This is a genomic window from Streptomyces cavernae, from assembly GCF_004023625.1.
GTDB lineage: Bacteria > Actinomycetota > Actinomycetes > Streptomycetales > Streptomycetaceae > Streptomyces > Streptomyces cavernae.
In genome coordinates this window covers 1-22,155 of the sequence record NZ_RPDJ01000074.1, presented here as the reverse complement: position 1 = coordinate 22,155, position 22,155 = coordinate 1, and the positions used below count along the sequence as shown (strand labels likewise).

General features: G+C 73.0%; 5 protein-coding genes and 2 pseudogenes. 4 read left to right on the top strand and 3 right to left on the bottom strand.

Going from position 1 to position 22,155, the window contains the following annotated elements; translation table 11 throughout:
- Positions 1 to 124: 124 nt before the first annotated feature.
- From EF387_RS44400 to EF387_RS44390, 3 genes and pseudogenes are all read right to left on the bottom strand, one after another.
- Positions 125 to 493 (bottom strand): annotated as a pseudogene (locus tag EF387_RS44400) (ISAzo13-like element transposase-related protein); the annotation flags it as partial.
- Between the two features lie 77 nt (positions 494 to 570).
- Positions 571 to 2,370, bottom strand: a complete 1,800-nt coding sequence (ltrA, locus tag EF387_RS44395) for a group II intron reverse transcriptase/maturase (protein ID WP_128382279.1) — start codon at positions 2,368 to 2,370, stop codon at positions 571 to 573.
- A 652-nt stretch (positions 2,371 to 3,022) separates the two neighbouring features.
- Positions 3,023 to 3,619: pseudogene (locus EF387_RS44390) on the bottom strand (ISAzo13 family transposase); the annotation flags it as partial.
- Positions 3,620 to 4,088: 469 nt separating this feature from the next.
- On the opposite strand from EF387_RS44390, the gene EF387_RS44385 reads away from it, so the two are divergent.
- The 4 genes from EF387_RS44385 to EF387_RS49145 all read left to right on the top strand — a co-directional run.
- Positions 4,089 to 4,874, top strand: a complete 786-nt coding sequence (locus EF387_RS44385) for a thioesterase II family protein (protein WP_162467344.1) — start codon at positions 4,089 to 4,091, stop codon at positions 4,872 to 4,874.
- A gap of 942 nt (positions 4,875 to 5,816) precedes the next feature.
- Positions 5,817 to 6,365: an NlmOI gene (locus tag EF387_RS44380; RefSeq protein ID WP_128382277.1), complete on the top strand. Its 549-nt coding sequence runs from the start codon at positions 5,817 to 5,819 to the stop codon at positions 6,363 to 6,365.
- A 2-nt stretch (positions 6,366 to 6,367) separates the two neighbouring features.
- A complete protein-coding gene (locus EF387_RS44375; protein ID WP_128382276.1) occupies positions 6,368 to 9,121 on the top strand; it encodes an AAA family ATPase in 2,754 nt (917 codons plus the stop codon).
- A gap of 511 nt (positions 9,122 to 9,632) precedes the next feature.
- The coding region (locus EF387_RS49145; RefSeq protein ID WP_128382275.1) for a type I polyketide synthase at positions 9,633 to 22,155 on the top strand (12,523 nt) is incomplete at its 3' end.

Here is a 22,155-nt window from a genome sequence, read left to right as displayed (position 1 = left end):
AGCGCCCGGACTCAAAGTACTCGCCGTCGGTCAAGAAACGGCAGCACGGACCCACCCGCCGGGTCCCGGCCAAGGTCATCACCTTGAAACCGGTGATGCTTCACTAACTCAAACAACGGCATTGTGTGCCCGGAGGCAGGTGGCACACGCTGATCTCCAGGCCGGTCTCGGTGGCCAGGAGGGCGAGATTGGCCTTCCACGTCTTGGCGCGGGAACTGTTGGAGCCACCGCTGTCCGCGGTGATCAGCAGTCGCTGCGCGTGCGGGTAGGCGTCTCGTCCTTCCTCGGTCCACCAGCGGCGCAGGCAGGCCACCGCGAAGGCGGCGGTGTCGTGGTCGGTGCCGATCACGACGTAGCCGGTGTTGCGGGCGACATCGTAGATGCCGTACGGGATCGCGGTGCCGCTTGCGTGGGTGGGAAAGCCGTGGTCGAGGACCCTTACCGGCTCCCCGGGCGGCGTCCACTCCCGCCCCGGCCGGGCGAAGAGACCGATCTGGTCGGGTAGGTGCGGCGCATTGCTGCGCCGCACCCCCCTCAGAACCGTGCGAGCCCGTCGTCCGAGCACACGGCTCAAGCAGGCCCCATGGGCCCGCGGGCAGGTTGCAGTGCTGTCCGACTGCCGGTGCTGGCGCCGCGCCAACGGTGGCAGCGGGTATGGATCAGATGGAGGAAGGTCCCGTCCGGCGTGCTGTGACCCGGGATGGCAGTGACCGCGTGCTTGCGGACCGCCAGCCGGGTCACCTTGAGCCACTGCTCCCATTCGGCTGGGCTCTGCGGCTCGCGGTCGGCGTGCAGGAGGAGCCCGTCGCAGAGCGGACACCGGCCGTGCTGCTTCTGCAACAGACCCAGCCCGGCCGGACTCAGCGGGGGTTTGTTCCTGCTCCGTCGTGCAGCCCAGTACTCGGCCAGGGCCGGGTCGTCCACCGACGCCCGGCCCGGGACCATCTGGTGCCGGACAATCTTGATCCAGGCGAACTTGGTGAGATAGGCACCGGTCTCCCGGTCCCCGAACACCCACCGATCCTGCCTGGACGGGTTGAACCGACCGAAATACCGGGAAGCCACCCAGTGCTTCGACTTCTTCGGGTGACTGTGCTTGGCCCACTTGTAGGTGAGCTTCCACATGTGGAAGTCCAGCGAGGCGAACGCCTCGCTGGACACCACGCCCCGGTAGTAGGCGGCCCAGCCCCGGATGATCGGGTTCAGTTTGGCGATCACTGCAGCGGCGTTGAGCCCTCGCAGGTTCACCACCTCGGCGGAGAGCCGGTCCCGAATCCGCTGCAGGGCAGCCTTGCTCGGCTTGATCAGCAGCGTGCCGCGATAGCGGCGGATGTTGAACCCCAGGAAGTCAAAGCCCTCGTCGAGGTGCGCAATGCGCGTCTTGTCCTCGTTGAAGACCAGGCCCCCGGGCAACAGCCACGCGGCAAGCCGCGCCTTGACCTGTTCGACCTCGCCGCGGCTGTGGCAGAGAGCTACAAGATCGTCGGCGTATCTGATCAGAATCGGCGAGCCCGCCTCGGTTTCCCCGGCACGAGCACCGGTTTCCCGGTAGCGGACCCCTGCGGCCTCCTCCAGCCCATGAAGGGCCACGTTCATCAACAACGGTGAAATGATCCCGCCTTGCGGGGTCCCCACCACCGTCGGGGCGAATCTCCCTCGATCGACCACCCCGGCCCTGAGCCATTGCTCAACCAGCCCCCGTGCCGGGAACCCATCAAGCAGCCCGAGGAGCCGATCATGATCGATTCGGTCGAAAGCCGCCGTCAAGTCGGCGTCCAGCACCCACTGCCGCTTGGGGTCTTTGCCCTTCGCGGCCTGAAAGATGGCCTGGATCGCGTCGTGACAGCCACGGCCGGGCCGAAATCCATAGGATCGCGGCTCGAACCGTGCCTCCCACTCGGGTTCGAGTGCACCAAGGACCAGGGCCTGAAGACACCGGTCCAAGATCACGGGAATGCCGAGCGGCCTTTGACGTCCGTTCGCCTTCGCGATGAACACCCGCCTGACGGGCCTGGGCCTCCAGGGAGCGGCCTTGTGCTGCATCCAGTCGGCCAACTCGGCCTTGCCCTGGGGCAGCAGCACGACCATCCCGTCGATGCCCGCCGTCTTGCGGCCAGCATTGACCTCCGTGACCCGCCGCACGCTCATCAGCGTGTTCGAGCGCGAACGGAGCATCAACTTCTGCAAGCTGCGGACCCGCTTGAGGTCCCCTGCCTGCGATGCCGTGAAGATCCTCTGCCGCAATCGCCGTACGTTCTCCTCGGCCGCCTGCCAGTCGATCGACAGCCAGTCGGTGAAGTCGTCCTCCGGTCCGTTCACCGCAGCCCCTGCATCCTCGACGGGACCCGCCGTGGAGATCGGTGTCGCCATGGTGTCCAACTTGCCCTTCGGTTCGAGCGTTGATGGTCATCGGGTCTTCACAGGCCCACCTGATCCACGTCAGCACCCTTTCGGGTCCGGGCAGTGCCCGTATCCGGCCAGTTGTGCGGGACAGTCGGCGGAGGCGCCGACCACCAGCCCCGGTTTCCTGCTGCCTTTCGGCTGCCGGCCTTGGCTTCTTGGATCATCCTGTGCCCGCTGGGGAGTTGGGCCTTCCTTGCGGTCGGCTTACCGGAGAAAGCGCCTCCGGACCCCATCGGGGTTGCCACGTTCCACGCGAGCGAGATACGACCGGGATGGGTGCCCCCTCTACTCCGGGACGGCGATGCTCTCCCGGCTGACAAGGAATCCCCAACCGGCGCCTGCCGCTTCTCAACGGCCAGTCCTGCACCCCGCTGAAACATCCCATCTGCGAGGCCAAAGATCACGAAGCATCATCAGGGGTTCAGTCGCCTTCACCCGTCCGGTCTTCCCCTTGCCTGTGGCCTCCGGATGGAGCAGAGGCCCTTAGGCTTCTCCCCCGAGCTCCGCACCGAGCCGTTACCGGCGACGCACGTCGGGGTGGGGACAGGCCCTGAGCACTGGCCCGGAACTACGCTGCCGACATCAGTCGGTCCTCCCACCAGCGAGTTCGCTCGTCTCGTGCAGCATCGTGTCGCACTTCCTTCTTCTTCGTGTCCACGCTGATCACTGGGTCGCCTGCGTCGAGGAAACCCTGCACCGTGTCGTTGATGTGCTGGAACTGGGCGTCCCGGTCGGGGTGGTGGCTGCCGGCCAGCACTCGGGCGTTGCCGCGCAGACTGAACCCTGCCGCTTTCAGCAGGCTGGCGACAGTATCGCGTCCTACCTTCCGGCCCTGGGCGGCGAGTTCGTCCGAGAGCCGGCGCAGCGACTTCGTCGTCCAGGTCAGCGGCCCTATCGGATCGCCCTGCGTGCTGTCCTCCACCAGCGCCAGCAGGGCCGGAACCAGGCCCGGGTCCTTCTCCGCGAGTGCCGGGCGACCGGCACCCGGGCGGCGCACCCGCCCCTCCGGCGCCCGCTCCTCCTCCAGTTCGGCCAGACCGCGGCGGACGCAGCCCTTCGACACGCCGGCGGCCCGTGCCACCGCAGCGATCCCTCCGTGCCCGAGCTGGCGGGCCTCCGCGGCATACAGGATCCGGCGCTGCCGCTCGTCCAGGTACGGCACCACCGCCCCGAGCTTCTCCTTCAGCGGACCGATCAACTCATCGAAGCGCCCCATACCGCATCAACGAGTCCAACTACCGCAAGAAACCCACTAATTCATCGACAGGCCCTGAACAAGGGGGGGAGGACCGCGAACGAGGACACGGCCGGACGTGAGGTCTTCGCGCGGCTGACCGCACGGTGACGCGAAGCCTGCCGACCGCTGCGCGAACGGGAACCGGAGCGCCCAAGCATCCGGGACGCGTGCCGGACCCGCTGAACAACGGTCCGTGGGATTATGGTCGGCTGAACCGCGGAGGTTCGAAACACCGTTCGCCGGTGGGGAGTTGAGCGCTGCCGTACGGCAGCGGAATACGATCTTGGGTAGGGTGCCCGGGACGGCGTTCCGTCCGGCGTACCCCCGCGGGGCTGATCGGGCCCGGCACGGCCCCGGATGGCGCAGCGCTCCGCGAAACGATCAACGACACCGACGTGCGCCGGCGGCCCAGTGTGCCCGCCGGGAGCACCGGAAGGGGACGGATCACATGCTCGACTCGCTGGAATCCAGGCGGCGTTGGATCAGGCGGTTGCATCCCGGGCAGGACAGCGACGTCACCGTGGTCTGCTTCCCGCACGCGGGGGGAGCAGCCAGCTACTTCCAGCCGTTGTCCACCCGGCTGACCCCGCGTGCCGAGGTACTGGCCCTGCAGTACCCGGGACGCCAGGACCGCCGCTCCGAGTCCGCGCTCACCACCATCGACGCCCTGGTGGACGGCATCACCGCCGCGCTCCGCGACCACCTCGGCAAGCCTCTCGTGTTCTTCGGGCACAGCATGGGCGGGACGCTCGCCTTCGAGACCGCCCGGCGCCTGGAGCCGGAACTCGACGGGAGGCTGCTGGGGTTGGTCGTCTCGGGGCGCAGGTCTCCCGGCAGCATCCGCCGGGAGACGGTGCACCTGCGGGACGACGCGGGGCTCATCGCGGAGGTGCGCAAGCTCCAGGGAACCGCCTCGGCGCTGCTGGACGACGAGGACGTGGTGCAGATGATCCTGCCCGCGCTCCGCGCCGACTACACGGCGGTGGAACGGTACGTGTATCAGCCGGGGCCCGCCCTGAACTGCCCCCTGTTCGTCTACACCGGTGACAGTGACCCCCACGTCCGCCAGGACGAGGCGGAGGACTGGGCCGGGCACACCGCCGCGGAGTTCTGCATCCGTACCTTCAGCGGCAGCCACTTCTACCTCGCCGAGCGGAGCGAACAGGTGATCGCGGCCCTGCGTGAGGACCTGACCACCTTTCAGAAGAGTTCACGGGCCGACGCCGAGCGCTGACCGGCTCGGAAGGCGTGTACGCGCTGGAACACACGGGCGCGTGCATGCCGACCTCGGCCGAACATCCCGTTGACCGGGCGAAGTTCCCGCTTCCGCGGCAGCGGGGGCCGAAGCGGTGCGGTACGGCACCGGCGAGCGGTACACCCCATCGGAATCGACACGCGCATGCTCTTGAACCGCGCTGCGGACACGCCTGCTTGGTTTCGACCCGCCCCACCGGATCGGTTCCGGCCGTCAGTTCCTCGCACGCCGTCCTGCAGGCCCCGTTGCCGGGCCGGAAGCTGTGTGGAGGCGGGCCGACGGTGAGGCGGGGGAGAGCGGCGACCCGTCGCGAGTTCCGTCCCATCGTCCGGAACGGTGCTCCGTTTTGCCGAGGGGAACTGGGGGGCGGCGTTCCCTCACCCCGCGTCGTGTGTTCGTTACCGGCACGGGAGCGGCCGGGTGTCCGTCCCGTCCCGTGATGGTGCCGTTTTCGGTAGGAGGCCCTGAACTCCGCTCGCGACCCTGTGCTCCCTTTTGTGCGGCTCGCGGCCCGATGCCGGTACGGGGGATGTCGAAACCTGGTGGGGAGCGGTTGGCTGAATTCTTTCCCGGGCGGACGTTTTCCGTGTGGCATTTTCGGCCTCCTTCGCGGCGGTCTGAGCGCGGTGTTCCACGGCCCTCCACGCTCAGCCTGTGGCCGGAAACAGGACGCTGCCGCGGGCGGCTGCAGGTGGCAGGATTTCGCCGACCCAAAGCCGTGGAATCGAAGGTACGATCTTGGTGCCGGTGATTGGAACACACGTCGCGGGGGGCGCGGTGCGTGGTCCGTTCATCCCGTCCACCGTGCACTTTTCCGCGTGCTCGGCTCAGCCCGATGGAATTCGAGGCAATCCTCGGTGCCACTGGCGCCATGTTGATGCCGGACCATTAATGAATTTGTGAAAAGCCAGGGGAGTCCGCATGACCATTGACGACTCGTCCATTCCCACCGATGTGCTCACAGGGGCAGAGGCAGAAGCGGCCGTGGCGGGGTTCTCGGCCCCGGAACCGGCGGAACAGCTGCACGAACTGGACTTCCTGCTCGGTGACTTCCGCTGCGAGTACGTGAACCTGAGCAGCGAGCCGCCGACCGCGGGCACGGCGTCCTGGAACACCCAGCCCGTCGCGGGCGGCCAGTACTACGAGATGGCCCAGTGGATCCCCGTCCCGGGGATCCGCGCACGGTGGCTCTTCGGCTGGAACAAGGTCGAGGAGAAGTTCTTCTCCCACTACACCGACGACTGGGGCAACCACGGCACCACCTCGTGCCAGGGGTGGGAGGACGGGTCGCTGCGCTGCGTCGGCGAGTACGTCGCGTTCGGGCAGCCGTTCGTGTTCCAGGAGGAACTGACGCCCATCAGCCCGGACCACTTCCGCAAACGCGGCTTCGTCAAGCAGGGCGACGACTGGGTGCAGGTCGACCTGATCAACTGCTTCCGGGACCCGCGAGCCGTCGCCACCGCCTCGTGACGATGGACGCAGACGCACCCAAACCGATCGAGCCCGCGTGCCTCAGGCAACTCGTCGAGCGGGACCGCCAGCTCGCCGAACTCCACGGGCTGCTCAGCTTGTCGGAGGCGGGGCACAGCCAGACCGTCGTGGTCCGAGGGCCCGTCGGCGCCGGCAAGACCGCCCTGATCCGGGAGTTCGTCCGCCACTGCACCGCAGTCGGTACATCCGTCCTCACCGCCAACGGATCGCTGGCCGAACTGTCCTCACCCCACGCCCTCGTCCATCAGCTACTCGACGATCTGGACGGCCCGGACAAGGGCGACCACGAGCCGTCCGCGCCCCTGCGGACGGGTGAGGTTCTCCACAGAGCACTGGTCGGCCGGCTCCGTGCCGGACCGCTGGTGGTCTGCGTGGACGACCTGCACTTCGCGGACGAAGCGTCCCTGGAGAACCTGCTGTACGTGCAGCGCCGGCTCGTCGCCTCCCCGATCCTGTTCCTCTTCGGCGTGGCCGACCATCTCCGGGCGCGACTGACCGGTTTCGACGCCGAACTGACCCGGCGTGCCCGCATCCACTCCATCGACGTGGGCGCGCTGACCCGGGACGGCGTCGAGGAACTGGCCCGGCAGTACACGGGAGACGACAGGCTGGCCCACCATCTGGACGTTCTGCACGAGGCGTCCGGCGGAAACCCGCTGCTGCTCAAGGGACTCCTCAAGGACGCCGCGGCCGCCGGCGTCCCGGCCCCGGGAGGGAGCCGGGGCTACCGGGAAGCGGTGTCGGCCTGCCTGTACCGCGGTGGGACCGGCATGCGCGACGTTGCCCAGGCACTGGCGCTGCTGCGGGACGAGTCGGACCACGACCTGGTTCCGCAGTTGGTCCTCGCGTCCCCGGATGCCGTGGGCCGGTCGATGAACGCGCTCGCCGCGGCCGGAGTGATCTGTCCGGAGGGCTCCTACCGCAGCGCGGCCGCCAGGACCGCGGTGCTGGCGACGATGGGTCCGACCTCCGTCTCGGGCCTGCACGGCAGGATCGCCGAACTCTTCTACGAGAGAGGGGCGCCGTGCGACGTGATCGCACGCCACCTGATGTCCGCGGCGGCCCCGACGGCGCCGTGGGCGGTCGAGGTGCTCATCGACGCGGCCCTCGAAGCGCTGGCCGCCGGGGCACCGGAGCAGGCCGCCGAGTACATGGAACACGCCACGCGCGCCGAGGCCGACGACAGCACACGGGCCCGCAGCCTGGGTCTGCTCGCGCGAATCAAGTGGCACACCAACCCTCGTGCCGCGACCAGCTACCTCACACCCCTGCGCGAAGCCGTCCTGGCCGGCCACCTGGGCCACCAGGACGCCGGCCGGCTCACGGGATACCTCCTGTGGCACGGCAGGGTGAAGGAAGCCGTCGGCGTCATGGAGTGGATGGCATCCCTGCGGGACGGTGTGACGCCCGCCTCGCAGGACACCGTCAACGCCGCCCGCCACTGGTTCCAGTTCCTGCACCCCGGCCGCCGTGCCGTGCCCGCCGACGCGGCCGTGCGCACGAGCCCTCCCGAACCGGACGCGACCGGTGACATCCGCCTGCACGCCGCCACCGGGCTGGTGTCGGTGCTCACGGGCGGCGTCGGCGTCGACTGTTCGAGCGCCGAGTTCGTGCTGCAGAGCACGGAGGTGGGGAGTCACGCGGACGAGTCGGTCTTCGCAGCGCTGCTCGCGCTGATCTACGCCGACCGGCTCGACCGGGCGGAGTACTGGTGCGGAAGTCTGCTGGAGCACGCCCGCCGGCACAACCTGGCGACGCTGTCGGCGATCGTTCTCGCGGTCTCGGCCGACATCGCGCTGCGGCGGGGTCGCCTGAAGGCAGCCGGACACCGGGCGAGCGAGGCCCTGACGTTGATCTCGGACCGTGGCTGGGGGATGGTGATCGCGTACCCGCTGAGCACCCTGATCGCCGCCACCAGCGGCCTCGGCCGGTACGCGGAGGCCGCCGAGCACCTGCGCCGGCCCCTGCCCGTCGGCACGTTCGAGACCGTCTTCGGCCTCAACTACCTGCACGCCCGCGGGCTGTACGCCCTGCGGACCGACCGGCACTTCGCGGCTCTGGAGGACTTCCAGCGGTGCGGCCGGCTCATGCGGGAGTGGAGCATGGACCGCGCGGTGATCGCGCCCTGGCGGCTGGGGGCGGGCATGGTCCACGCCGCGCTCGACCGCACCGAGGAGGCCAGGGCACTGTTCGACGGGCAGAGCCGCCGCCGCAGGGGGGAGCCGGGGGCCGTGCGCGGAGCGTCGCTGCGGCTGCTGGCGCGGGTGTCGGAACCCGACGCCCGCAGGAACCTGCTGCGGGAGTCCGTGGCCCTGCTCCGGAAGTCCGGGCACGCTCTCGACCTGGCGCTCTCCCTGGCGGAGCTGAGCAACGACAACTACGCCAGGGGGGACACCAAGCAGGCCCAGCAGGACGCTCAGGAGGCCATGGAGACGGCCGAGGAATGCGGAGCCCCGGAGGACGTGCGCCGCATCCTCTGCGAAGGCCACCGGTTCGACCTGGCGGGGCTGCTCGGCGACGAACACGTCCCGGTGGGAAAGGAGTTGAGCAACGCCGAAGGACGCGTGGCGGCGCTGGCCGCTTCCGGCATGACGAATCGTCAGATCGGAGCGCGTCTGCACCTGTCGACCAGTACCGTCGAACAGCACCTCACCCGGGTCTACCGCAAGCTGCAGGTCACCCGCCGGTCCGACCTGGCGCGGCTGCTGTGGCCCGAACGCAGCGAATCGGCCTGACGCGTACGAGTACCGCGACACCCCGGCGGCTCCCGTGGCCCGCCGCCTCCACTCCGAGGACGACACACCGGCGAAGCCGGCCGCCCGCCGTACACCGACCGTACGGCGGGCTTCTTCGTGCCGTCTTCGCGAGCGTCGCCGCCGGACGCTGGCGCCGGCCGCGCCGTCCGTCCACGTGCCCGCCCACCAGGGTCACGGCCGACAGGACTGGGCTTCGAGGCGAGGCGCCGTCGCCCTTGCTGAACCGTCCCCCACCAGCCGGGTAGGGGTGCCCCCCCGGCTTACCGGGAGCCGCCCCCGCACCGGCGGCCGGGCCCCCTGCCCGGCGAGCGTCCCGTCCCCCGGCGTGGTCCTCCCTCGCCACCTGCCGGGGCGGCTCTCCCCTGTGTGGCCCGGCGGCCCAGGATGTGTGGTCCGGGCGCCGGCGTTAGGGGGCTGAGGTGCCCCGATCGGGGCCTAGCGTGACCGCGTCTCCTGAAGGTGTCCGTCCGACCTGGTGAGGAACACGCGAGTGGCTGAGTCTGGCAACGGCCGAGCGGTGCCGTCCACGGATCCGATCGTCATCGCCGGTGTCTCGTGCCGTTTCCCCGGCGCTGGTGGACCGAGGCGGTTCGCCGAACTGCTGCGGCGCGGCGAGTCCGCGATCACCGACATGCCGGCGGACCGCTTGGCCGGGCTGGGGGACGCCGCCTCCGACGTGGCCGCCGTGGGGGGCCTGCGGGGCGGATTCGTCGACGGGGTCGACCTGTTCGACGCCGAGTTCTTCGGGATCTCGCCCCGCGAGGCGCTGGCCATGGACCCCCAGCAGCGGCTCATGCTGGAGCTGGGCTGGGAGGCGTTCGAGGACGCGGGGATCGTCCGGGACCGGTTCAGCGGCAGCGACACCGGTGTGTTCGTCGGCGCCATGTCCAGCGATCACGTCGGGATCGTGCAGAGCCAGGGGCGCGGCGCGCTCGGTCACCACAGCCTCACCGGCATGCACCGCGGGGTGATCGCGAACCGCGTGTCGTACGCCCTGGGCCTGCGCGGCCCCAGCGTCGTCGTGGACGCGGGTCAGGCGTCCGCACTCGTCGCCGTGCACCTGGCCGCGGAGAGCATGCGCCGCGGGGAGTGCACCGCCGCACTGGCCGGCGGGGTGAACCTCAACCTCACGGCGGAGGGCACGCTGGCGGTCGCCCACCTCGGCGCGCTGTCGCCCGACGGGCTCTGCCACACCTTCGACGCGCGCGCCAACGGCTACGTCCGCGGCGAGGGCGGCGGGTTCGTCCTGCTCAAGTTCCTGTCGGACGCGCTCGCCGACGGCGATCCCGTCTACTGCGCGATCGCGGGCAGTGCCCTGAACAACGACGGCGGTGGCGCGGGCCTCACCGCGCCCGACCGCGCCGCGCAGGAAGCCGTGATCCGCCGCGCGTTCCACCGGGCCGGCCTGCCGCCCGAGTCCGCGGGCTACGTGGAACTCCACGGCCCCGGAACCCCGTTGGGCGACCCGATCGAGGCCGCCGCGCTTGGTGCGGCGCTCGGCGGGGCCCGGCCCGGGGGCGACCCGCTGCCGGTGGGCTCGGTGAAGACCAACATCGGCCACCTCGAGGGCGCCGCCGGCATCGCCGGGCTGATCAAGGTCGCGCTGGCACTGCGCGGTCGGGAACTGTTCCCCAGCCTGAACTTCGAGAACCCCAACCCGGACATCCCCCTCGACCGGCTCAACCTCGCGGTCCAGGTGCGCTCCGAGCCCTGGGCGCCCGCGGACGGACCGCTCGTGGCCGGTGTCAGCTCGTTCGGCATGGGCGGCACCAACTGCCACGTCGTGCTCACCGGGGCGACCGGCCGGCCGCGGGCCGCGGTGTCCCGCCTGTACACCCCGGCCGTCCTCGGCCCGGGCACCCCCCTGCCGTGGCTGCTCTCCGGACACAGCGCGGATGCCCTGCGCGGACAGGCCGCGGCCCTGACGGACCACCTCGCCGACGGCGGCGCGTCCACCGCCGACATCGCGGTGTCGCTGGCCACGAGCCGCACCGCCTTCCGCCACCGCGCCGTCGTCGTGGGCACCGGCGGAGGCGAACTGCACGCGGGGCTGGACGCGGTCGCGGACGAGCGCCCGGCCGCCCAGGTCGTTGCCGGGCAGGCCGGACCGTCCGGGGACACGGTGTTCGTCTTCCCCGGCCAGGGCTCGCAGTGGACGGAGATGGGCCGGGACCTGATGGAGTCCTCGCCCGCGTTCGCCGCGTCGATGCGCGACTGCGCCGAGGCGCTGGCACCGCTCGTCGAGTGGGACCTGTTCGAGGAACTGGCCGGGCCACTGGACCGCGACGACGTCGTGCAGCCCACCCTGTTCGCGGTCATGGTGTCGCTGGCCGCCGTGTGGCGCGCCGCAGGCGTGGTCCCGTCGGCGGTCGTCGGACACAGCCAGGGCGAGATCGCCGCCGCCGTCGTCGCCGGTGCGCTCTCCCTCGAGGACGGCGCGCGCGTCGTCGTACTGCGCAGCCGGGCACTGGCCCGCCTGACCGGGCGGGGCGGCATGGTGTCGGTGCCGGTGCCGGCCGAACGCGCGCGGGAACTGCTGGCACCCTGGGACGGCCGGATCGGCATCGCGGCGGTCAACGGGCCCGGGGCGACCGTCGTGTCCGGTGACGCCGAGGCGCTGGACGCGTTCCTCGGGCACTGCGAGGACCGGGACGTACGCGCCCGGCGCGTCGCCGTCGACTACGCGTCCCACTCCGCCCACGTCGAGGAACTGCGCGAGCACCTCCTCGACGCCCTGGCACCGGTACGGCCCCGGCCGGCCGCCACGACGTTCGTCTCGTCCGTGACCGGCGAGGCGGCCGACGGCACCGAACTCGACGCGGACTACTGGTACCGCAACCTCCGGCAGCCGGTGCGGTTCGATGCCGCGACCCGCTCCCTGGTGAGGGCCGGGGCCACGGCGTTCATCGAGATGAGCCCGCACCCCGTGCTCGTCGTCGGACTCACCGACACCGTCCAGCACGAGGAGGCCACCGCCGCAGTGCTCTCGTCGCTGCGCCGCTCCGACGGCGGGCCGCGGCGGCTGCTGCACTCCCTCGCCCAGGCCTGGGCCGCCGGCGTCGACGTGGACTGGACCGCCGTGCTCGCCGCGTCCGGCGGCCGGCGCACCGCGCTGCCCCCGTACGCGTTCCAGCGCAGGAGCTTCTGGATGCGGCCCGGCAGCGGACCGCAGGCCGTACTCGCGGACGCCGTACCCCCGCCCGCCGCGGCCCCGGCCCTCCCCCCGGCACCGCGCCGGACCCGCGCCCGCGGCCGGTCGGCACTGCTGCAGCTGGTGCGCGAGGAGGCCGCCGCCGTGCTGGGCACCGACGGGCACGACGACGTCCTGCCCGCGCTGACCTTCCGCGAACTGGGCCTCGACTCCGTGCTCGGCGCCGAACTCGCCGGCCGGCTGACGCGCGCCACCGGATTGCGGCTCGCCCCCAACCTGGTCTTCGACCACCCGACGCCGGACGCGCTGGCCCGTCACCTCGACGACCTGCTCACCGGCGAGCCCGAACCCGGGGCGGGCCCGGAGCGCGCCGCCCGGACCTCGGACGAGGACCCGGTCGTCATCGTCGGCCTGAACTGCCGCCTGCCCGGCGGAATCGGTTCACCGGAGCAGTTCTGGGACCTGCTGACCGAGGGCCGGGACGCGATCTCCGACTTCCCCGGCGACCGCGGCTGGGACCTCACACCCCTGGACGCGGACGTGCCGCGCCGCGGCGGATTCCTGCACGACGCCGCCGACTTCGACCCCGCACCGTTCGGCATCGGCCCCCGCGAGGCCGCCGCCATGGACCCGCAGCAGCGGATCGTGCTGGAGACCGTGTGGGAAGCCCTCGAACGCGCCGGCATCGCACCCGACGCGCTGCGCGGCAGCAACTCCGGCGTGTTCATCGGTGCCATGTCGCAGGAGTACGGCCCCCGCCTGCACGAGAGCACCGAACACTCCCGGGGCTACCTGCTGACCGGCACCACCGCCAGTGTGCTGTCCGGCCGGGTCGCCTACACGTTCGGGTGGGAGGGCCCGGCGGTGACCGTGGACACCGCCTGCTCCTCGTCGCTGGTGGCACTGCACCTGGCCGCCCGGTCGCTGCGCGACGGCGAATGCGACCTCGCCGTTGCCGGCGGCGTCGCGGTGATGGCCACGCCGGGAATCTTCGCCGAGTTCGCGTCGGCCGGCGGACTGGCCGCCGACGGCCGGTGCAAGGCGTTCTCCGCGGACGCCGACGGCACCGGATGGGCCGAGGGCGCCGGCGTCCTCGTCCTGGAGCGGCTGTCCGACGCCCGCCGCCACGGCCACCGGGTGCTGGCCGTCGTCGCCGGCAGCGCGGTCAACTCCGACGGCGCGTCCAACGGGCTCACCGCCCCGAACGGACCGGCACAGCAACGGGTCGTCCGGCGGGCGCTCGGCGCCGCGGCCCTGGCACCGTCCGAGGTCGACGCCGTGGAGGCACACGGCACCGGCACCGCGCTCGGTGACCCGATCGAAGCGGCCGCCCTGCTCGCCGTCTACGGCGCGGACCGGGCCGAGCCGCTGCGGCTGGGCTCGGCGAAGTCCAACCTCGGCCACACGCAGGCGGCCGCCGGGGTCGTCGGCGTGATCAAGATGGTGCTGGCCATGCGGCACGGGTACCTGCCCGCCACCCTGCACGCCGACGAACCGACACCGAAGGTCGACTGGTCCGCCGGCGCCATCCGGCTGCTGCGCGACGGCGAACCGTGGCCGGCGGGCGACCGGCCCCGCCGGGCCGGGGTGTCGTCCTTCGGCATCAGCGGCACCAACGCCCACGTCGTCCTGGCCGAGGCCCCCGGCGAACCGCCCGCCCCGACCCCCATCCGCCGCCGGCCCGCGCTCGTTCCCCTGATGCTGTCGGCCGCGGCCCCCGACGCGGTCCGCGCCCAGGCCGCACGGCTGCGCACGCACCTGCTCGCCGACCCCGGCGCCGACCTGACCGACGTGGCGTTCTCCCTCGCCACCACCCGCTCCGCGCTGGCCTACCGCAGTGCCGTCGTCGCCGCCGACCGGGACGAGGCCCTGCGCGCACTGGCCGGACTCGCCTCGGACGCCTCACCGGACCGCGCCGTCGGCGGCCCCCTCGCGTTCCTCTTCAGCGGCCAGGGCGCCCAGCGCGCCGGCATGGGCCGCGAGCTGTACCAGGAGTTCGGGGTCTTCAAGGACGCCTTCGACGAGGTCTGCGCGGAACTCGACCGGCACCTGGACCACGGACTCGCGGACATCGTCTTCGGCGAGGACGAGGCCCTGCTCGACCGGACCGAGTACACCCAGGCCGGACTGTTCGCGATCGAGGTCGCCCTGTTCCGGCTCCTCGACCACTGGGGAGTGCGACCGGACCGGCTGGCCGGCCACTCCATCGGCGAACTGAGCGCCGCGTACTGCGCCGGGCTGTGGTCGCTGCCGGACGCCTGCGCGGTCGTGGCCGCGCGGGGCCGCCTCATGCAGGCGCTGCCCGCGGGCGGCGCCATGGTCGCGGTCGCCGCCCCGGAAGCCGACGTACGGGCGCGCCTGACCGACGGCGTGTCCATCGCCGCGGTCAACAGCCCCCGCTCGGTGGTCCTCTCGGGCGCCGACGAGCCCGTGACCCGGATCGCGGCCGAGCTGGCCGCCGAAGGAGTGCGCACCCGGCGGCTTGACGTCGCCCACGCCTTCCACTCGGCGCTCGTCGAACCGATGCTGGCCGACTTCGCCGAGGTACTCGCCTCCGTGGAGTACCGCGAGCCGGTCCTCGACCTCGTCTCCACCACTACGGGCGCCGCGGCCACCGACGCCCTGCGCACCCCGGAGCACTGGCTGCGCAACGCGCGGGACGAGGTGCGGTTCGCCGACGCCGTCGTCGCCCTGCGGGAGGCGGGCACCTCGGTCCTGGTGGAACTGGGACCCGACGCGGTCCTGACACCCATGGTGGCCGAGACGCTGTCCGCGGACGTCACCTGCGTCCCCCTGCTGAGCCGCACACACCCGGAGGTCCGCTCGCTCGTCGGCGCGCTGACCCGCGTGCACAACCGGGGCGGCGCACCGGACTGGCCCGCCTTCTTCACGGGCAGCGGCGCCCGGACGGTCGACCTGCCCGGATACGCGTTCCAGCGGCGCAGGTTCTGGCTGCACGCCACCCCCGCAGAACCCGCCCCCTCCGCGGGCGCCCGGTGCTACCGGGCCGACTGGCGGCCGCTCCCGCGGGTACCCCGCGCCGTGCCCGCCGGGCGCTGGCTCCTCGTCGTACCCGAGGGAGCCCCGCAGGAGCAGACGGGCGCACTCACCGACGGCCTCGCCGCCCGCGGAATGGACCTGACCACGGTCGCACTGCCCACCGCGGACCGTACGGCGATCGCCGAGCGACTGCGCGGGACACCCGCCGACGGCGTACTGTCCCTGCTCGCCCTCGACGGCGAGGGCGGCGCGCCCGCGACCCTGTCCCTCGTCCAGGCGCTGGACGACCTGGGCAGCACGGCGGTCCTCTGGAGCGTCACGGCCGGGACCCACCCGCTCGGCGACGAACCGGGCGACCCGGAACAGGCCGCCGTCTGGGGACTGGGCCGTGTGCTCGCCCGCGAACAGCCCGCCCGCTGGGGCGGCGCGGTGGACCTGCCGCGACGGCCCGACCCGGCCGCGCTGGACGACCTGTGCGCCGTACTCGCCGCGGCCGGCGCGGAGGACCAGTTCGCCATCCGCGCCTCCGGCGTGCACGTCCGGCGCCTGGTCCGCGGGCCCGTACTCCCGGCCGGGGAGCCGGCCTGGCGGCCGCGCGGCACCGTCCTCGTCACCGGCGGCACCGGCGCGCTCGGCACGCACGTGACGCGCTGGCTGGCCGGCCTCGGCGCCGAGCACCTGCTGCTCCTCAGCCGCACCGGCGGCGGACCGCACACCGCCGACCTCGAAGCCGAACTCACCGCGCTCGGCGCCCGCGTGACCATCGCGGCCTGCGACGCCGCAGACCGCGACGCGCTCGCCCGCGTCCTGTCCGGCATACCGGCCGAACTCCCGCTCACCGCCGTCGTGCACGCCGCCGGCGTGGTGGACGCCGGCCTGCTCGACACCCTCACCCCCGAGCGGGTGCGCGCGGTCGTACGGGCCAAGGCGACCGCCGCACGCACCCTGCACGAACTGACCGCCGACCTGGACCTCTCCGCCTTCGTGCTGTTCTCGTCGGTCCTCGGCACCGTCGGCGACATCGGCGAGGCCGGCTACGCCGCCGCCAATGCCTGCCTCGACGCCCTCGCCGAGACGCGTGCCGCGGCCGGGCTGCCCGCGACAGCCGTCGCCTGGGGACCGTGGGCCGGAGCCGGCATGGCCGGACCGGAGGCGGTGCGCGCCCACTTCGACCGCATCGGCCTCAGGCCTCTGCAGCCCGCCCCGGCGCTGGCGGTCCTGCACGCCCTCCTCGGCACGGACAGCCCGGGCACCGTCGTCGCCGACATCGACTGGCCGCGCCTCGCCGAGGCCCGGCCCGGCCCCCTGTTCCGCGAGATCGAGGAGGCCGGACGGGCCGCCCCCGGACCGGCGCCGCGCGACGACCTGCGGGCGCTGCCCGAGGCGGAGCGCCACGCCCGGCTCCACGACCTGGTGCTCACGCAGACCGCGGGCGTCCTCAACCACGCCTCCCGCGACGCCATCGACCCCACCCTGACCTTCGCCGCCCTCGGCTTCACCTCCATGGCCGCGGTGGAGTTCCGCAACCGCCTCGCCGCACGGCTGGACCTGGACCTGCCCACCGGCCTGGTCTTCGACCACCCCACCCCCGCCGACGTCGTCCGCCACCTCGGCCGGCTCGGCGCCCCCGAAACGCGGCCCGCCCCGGCGCGGACCGCCCCGGCCGCGGGCGAACCGATCGCGGTGGTGGCCATGGCGTGCCGGTTCCCCGGCGGCGCAGACACACCCGAACGGCTGTGGGACCTGCTGGCCGACGGGACCGACGCGATCACCGGATTCCCCACCGACCGCGGCTGGGACCTCGACGCGCTGTACCACCCCGACCCCGTCCACCCCGGCACCAGCCACGTCCGGACCGGCGGATTCCTCGACGACGTCGCCGGGTTCGACGCCGAGTTCTTCGGTATCTCGCCGCGCGAGGCACTGGCGATGGATCCGCAGCAGCGCCTGCTGCTGGAGATCACCTGGGAAGCACTCGAACGCGCCGGCATCCCCGCCCCGGGACTGCGCGGACGCGACGTCGGCATGTTCGTCGGCTCCAATCTGCGCGACTACGCCGACCTGCTGCGCGCGGGCACCGAGAACACCGAGGCCCACCTCCTGACCGGCACCTCGGCCAGTGTGCTCTCCGGCCGGATCTCCTACCTGCTGGGGCTGTCGGGACCCGCCGTCACGGTGGACACCGCCTGCTCGTCGTCGCTGGTGGCGCTACACCTCGCCGTGCAGTCGCTGCGGGCGGGCGAGTGCTCCCTCGCCCTGGCCGCCGGCGTCACCGTGCTGTCCACGCCGCAGCTCTTCGTCGACTTCTCCAGCCAGGGCGGTCTCGCGGCGGACGGGCGGTGCAAGGCGTTCGGGGCCGGCGCCGACGGCACCGGCTGGGCCGAGGGCGGCGGGATCGTCGTCCTCGAACCGCTCGCCGAAGCCCGGCGACACGGGCACCGCGTGCTCGGACTGGTCGCGGGCACCGCGGTCAACCAGGACGGGGCGTCCAACGGCCTCAGCGCACCCAACGGCCTCGCCCAGCAGCGCGTGATCCGCGCCGCCCTCGACAGCGCCGGCCTTGCCCCCGGCGACGTGGACGCGGTGGAGGCGCACGGCACCGGCACCGCGCTCGGCGACCCCATCGAGGCACAGGCACTGCTGGCGGCCTACGGTGCCGACCGCACCGAACCGCTGTGGCTCGGCTCGGTGAAGTCGAACCTCGGGCACACACAGGCGGCCGCCGGAATGGCCGGTGTCCTCAAGATGCTGCTGGCGATGGAGCACGGCCGGCTGCCCGCGACCCTGCACGCCGACGAACCGTCACCCCACGTCGACTGGACCGCCGGAGCCGTCCGAGTGCTCGACCGGGCCCGGCCGTGGCCGGCCGTCCACCGCCCCCGCCGGGCGGGCGTGTCCGGCTTCGGGCTCAGCGGTACCAACGCGCACGTGATCCTCCAGCAGCCGCCCGAGCCGCCGCCCGCGGTGCCTGCCGCGGAACCCCGCGCACTGCGCTCGGAGGTGGTGCCGCTCCTGCTGTCGGCCCGGTCGCCGGAGGCGCTCGACGCGGCCGCCACCCGCCTCGCCCGCGCCCTCGGCGCACCCGAGGCCCCGCCCCTGCCCGCCGTGGCCCGGGAACTGGGGGAGCGGACGGTGTGGGAACACCGCGCCGTCGTCCTCGGCACCGACGCCGAGGACACCGTCCGCCAACTCGCCGACCTGGCCGAGGGCGCCGCCGTCGTCACCGGGGAAGCCGTACGGAACACCGGACCCGTCTGGGTCTTCCCCGGGCAGGGCTCGCAGTGGACCGGTATGGCCGCCGACCTCCTCGACGCCTCGCCCGTCTTCGCCGCCCGCATGCGGGAGTGCGCCGCGGCGCTGGCCCCGTTCACCGACTGGGACCTCATCACCGAACTGCGCGGACCGCTCGACCGCGTCGACGTCGTGCAGCCGGTGACCTGGGCGGTCATGGTGTCGCTGGCCCGGCTCTGGCAGGACTGCGGGGTCGTCCCGGCCGCTGTCGTCGGACACAGCCAGGGCGAGATCGCCGCCGCCGTCGTCGCCGGCGCGCTGTCCCTGGAGGACGGCGCGCGCGTGGTCGCCCTGCGCAGCAGCCTGATCGGCGCGCGGCTGTCCGGCCCCGGCGGCATGGCCTCCGTGTCGCTGCCCGAGGAAGACGTCGCCGCACTGATCGCGCCCTGGGCGGACCGCCTGTCGGTCGCCGCCGTCAACAGCGCCACGGCCACCGTGGTCTCCGGCGACTCGGCAGCACTCGACGAACTCCTCGCCACGTGCGAGGACACCGGTGTCCGGTCGCGCCGGATCGCCGTCGACTACGCCTCGCACTCCGCGCAGGTCGAGAGCATCCGAGACGACCTGCTGCGCGAACTCGCCCCCGTCACCCCGCGCGCCGCCACGGTGCCGCTCCACTCCACGGCCGTTCCCGGCCCGCTCGACACCACCACCATGACCGCCGACTACTGGTACACCAACCTGCGCGAGAAGGTCTGCTTCGGGCCCGTCGTCCGCGCGCTCCTGGAAGCCGGCTCCACCGTCCTCACCGAGATCAGCCCGCACCCCGTCCTCGTCCCCGCCGTGCGCGAGGAGGCCGAGGCCGCCGGCGTCACCGCCCACGTCTCGGGCACGCTCCGGCGCGACCACGAGGGCCCGCGCCGCTTCCTCACCGCGCTGGCCGAAGTGTTCGCCCACGGCGTCACGGCCGACTGGACGGCGGTGCGCCCCGCGGACGCGGGCGAGCACGTCGACCTGCCCACCTACCCGTTCCGGCACCGCCGCTTCTGGCCCACCCCTGCTGCCCCCACCCCGGCCGGGGAACCGGCCGGTGAACTGTGGCGCGCGGTCGACGACGGCGACGCCGAGGCCCTCGGAAAGGAACTCGGCGCGGCCGGCGACGACGCCGTCCGCACCACCCTGGAACTGCTCACCGCATGGCGCCGCCGGTCCACGGCCGACACGCTGCGCTACCGCACCACCTGGCAGGCCACGACCGTCGCACGCGACGCGACACCCACCGGTCACTGGGTCGTCCTCGCGCCGCCCGGCCACCCCACCGACGACCTGTGCGCCGCGCTCGGCACCGGAACCACCGTCCAGCCGCTGTCCGGCCCCGACCTGGGCGCGGCCGGCGACGCGGCGGGCATCGTGGCCCTGGTCGACGGCGCGTCCCTCACCACCCTGATCGCGCTCGTCCGGACCGTCCGGGATGCGGACACGGCCGCGCCGCTGTGGTGCGTCACGCGCGGAGCCGTCGACGCCGATCCGGACCGGGCCGCGCTGTGGGGCTTCGGCCGGGTCGCCGGCCTGGAGTGGCCGGACGGCTGGGGCGGCATGGTCGACCTGCCCGCCGACCCCGACCCGCGGGCGCTGCACGTGCTCGCCGCGGTACTGGCCGCACCCGGCCACGACCAGGAGTTCGCCGTCCGTGACGGCCGCGCCCTCGTCCGGCGGCTGACTCCCGCCCCGGTGAGCGGCCCGGCCACGCCCTGGCAGGTACGCGGCACCGTCGTCGTCACCGGGGGCACCGGTGCGCTGGGCGGACACGTCAGCCGCCTGCTCGCCGCACGCGGCGCGCGGGACCTCGTCCTCGTGAGCCGACGTGGCCCCGACGCCGACGGCGCACCGGACCTCGTGGCCGAGCTGCGCGCCCTGGGCGCCAAGGCCACGGTCGTGGCGGCGGACGTGGCCGACCGGGCCACCGTCGCCGCGCTGATCGCCGACCTCGACGCCGCCGGCCGGGACATCACCGGCGTGGTGCACGCGGCCGGCGCCAGCCCCCGGGCAGCCATCGCGGACACCGACGACGACGTCCTCGCCGCCGCGACCGCCAAGGCCGAGGGCGCCCGCCACCTCGACGAACTGCTCGGCGACCGACCCCTGGACTTCTTCGTCCTGTTCTCCTCCGGTGCCGCCGTCTGGGGCAGCGCGGGCTCGGCCGCCTACGCGGCGGCCAACGCCGCCCTCGACGCACTGGCCGAACGGCGCCGGGAACAGGGCCGCACGGCCACGTCGATCGCCTGGGGCAGCTGGGCGGGCGGCGGCATGGTCGACGACCGCGTCGAACGCGAACTCACCCACGTCGGCGTCCGGTCGATGGACCCGGAGACCGCGCTGGCCGCGCTCGTCACCGCGGTGGAGCACGACGACACCACGGTGACCGTCGCCGACGTCGACTGGGCGGCCTTCGCCGACACCTACACCGCCGCACGCCGACGCCCGCTCATCGAAGGACTACCGGGCGTGACCGCGGCGGCGACCACCGACGAGCCCGCGGGCCGCGACACCGCGCTGCGGCAGCGGCTGCTGGCCGCCGCGGAAACGGACCGCGAACGGATCGTGCTCGGTCTCCTCCGCAAGGCGACCGCGCTGGCCCTCGGCCACGACGCCGAGACCGCGGTCCCGGCCGCGAAACCGTTCAAGGACCTCGGGATCGACTCGCTGACGGCGGTCGAGGTGCGCAACCGCCTCGCCGCGGCGACCGGACTCTCCCTGCCCGCGACACTCGTCTTCGACCACCCCACCCCGGCCGCGGCGGCGCGGCACCTGCTGACGCGACTCGTCGATCAGCCGGCCGAACCGGCTGTTCAGGGTGCCCCGGTGACGCAGGCCCCCGTCGCGGCACCCACCGACGAGTCCCTCGCGATCGTCGGCATGGCCTGCCGGTTCCCCGGCGACGTCACCTCACCGGCACAGCTGTGGGAACTGCTGCTCGACGGCCGGGACGCGATCACCGGCTTTCCCACCGACCGCGGCTGGGACCTGTCCGGTCTGGCCGGACAGGCGGGCCTGCGGGGCGGCTTCCTGGACGTCAAGGGCTTCGACGCCGGCTTCTTCGGCATCTCGCCCCGGGAAGCGGAGGCCACCGACCCGCAGCAGCGGCTGCTGCTGGAGGTCGGCTGGGAAGCCCTCGAAGAGGCCGGCCTGAACCCGCTGTCGCTACGCGGCACACGGACAGGGGTCTTCGTCGGAGCGGGCGCGCACGACTACGCCGAACTGTTCACCGCCGCCGGCCGCGGCCGCGAGTACGCCCTCACCGGCGGCGCGGCCAGCGTCCTCTCCGGACGGATCGCCTACTCCCTCGGCCTCGAAGGCCCCGCGGTGACCGTGGACACGGCGTGCTCGTCGTCCCTGGTGGCACTTCACCTGGCCACGCAGTCGCTGCGCGACGGGGAGGCCGACCTCGCCCTGGTGGGCGGCGTCGCGACGATGGCCACCCCGAACGCCTTCGAGGCCTTCGCACGTCAGGGTGGTCTGTCGGCTGATGGGCGGTGCCGGTCGTATGCGGAGGGTGCGGACGGTACGGGGTGGGGTGAGGGTGTTGGTGTGCTGGTGGTGGAGCGGTTGTCGGACGCCCGTCGGCTGGGTC